The sequence below is a fragment of the Blautia hansenii genome, from assembly GCF_013304445.1.
Classification (GTDB): Bacteria; Bacillota; Clostridia; order Lachnospirales; family Lachnospiraceae; genus Blautia.
This window is the reverse complement of the sequence record NZ_JAAITA010000068.1, coordinates 1-668: the sequence shown is the minus strand read 5'-3', so window position 1 is coordinate 668 and position 668 is coordinate 1. Positions and strand designations below refer to the sequence as shown.

General features: G+C 38.6%; 1 protein-coding gene. It reads right to left on the bottom strand.

Annotated features, from left to right (window positions below; all coding sequences use genetic code 11):
- Positions 1-104 precede the first annotated feature (104 nt).
- Positions 105-533 (bottom strand): IS200/IS605 family transposase, encoded by a 429-nt coding sequence (gene tnpA / locus G5A70_RS15530; RefSeq protein ID WP_173750340.1) that lies wholly within the window; start codon positions 531-533, stop codon positions 105-107.
- Positions 534-668: the final 135 nt, after the last annotated feature.

Below are 668 nucleotides of genomic sequence, written 5' to 3'. Positions count from 1 at the left end.
AGTCAGCAACCACCAGTTCAACTGGTGGTTTGATATTAGCCCTCAAAAGGGCTTTATTACTGCTCGCCCCGAAGGGCGGTGTCGCAAGCACGTTTACTGGTCCGCTATAAAGCGGTACTTTTTGAATCTTCTTTTCTTGATTCTTCTGCTTGCTCTTTTATATATTTCTGAACTGCCTCATCCGTGATATTACCAATTGTCTCAACATAATATCCTCTTGCCCAAAAGGCTTTATCCCATTTACTTTGCAGTTCTGGATGTCTGTCATAAATCATTAGCGTACTTTTACCTTTTAAGTATCCCATGAAATTTGATACACTCAACTTCGGTGGGATTGCTACACTTAGATGTACATGATCTATACATACTGCTCCTGCAATAATCTCAACATCCTTATATCTACATAGTGTACTAATTATTTCTCTTACATCTTCCCGAACTTTTCCATATAATACTTTTTTACGATATTTCGGGATAAATACGATATGATATTGGCATTTCCATCTGGTATGTGATATGCTTCTATTGTCCATTTGGACCACCTCCTATGTTTGAGTTTGGCTTGCGACACCATTCTCAATATAACATAGGAGGTTTTTTATTGAAATCCTCACCGTTTCCACTTACACTATTCGCCCCAGCATAGCTGGGGGATTAGACTTTTCATT

What these genes read in the sequence shown, in the direction of transcription:
- tnpA (WP_173750340.1), bottom strand. Translation starts at nt 533, where the DNA reads ATGGACAATAGAAGCATATCACATACCAGATGGAAATGCCAATATCAT.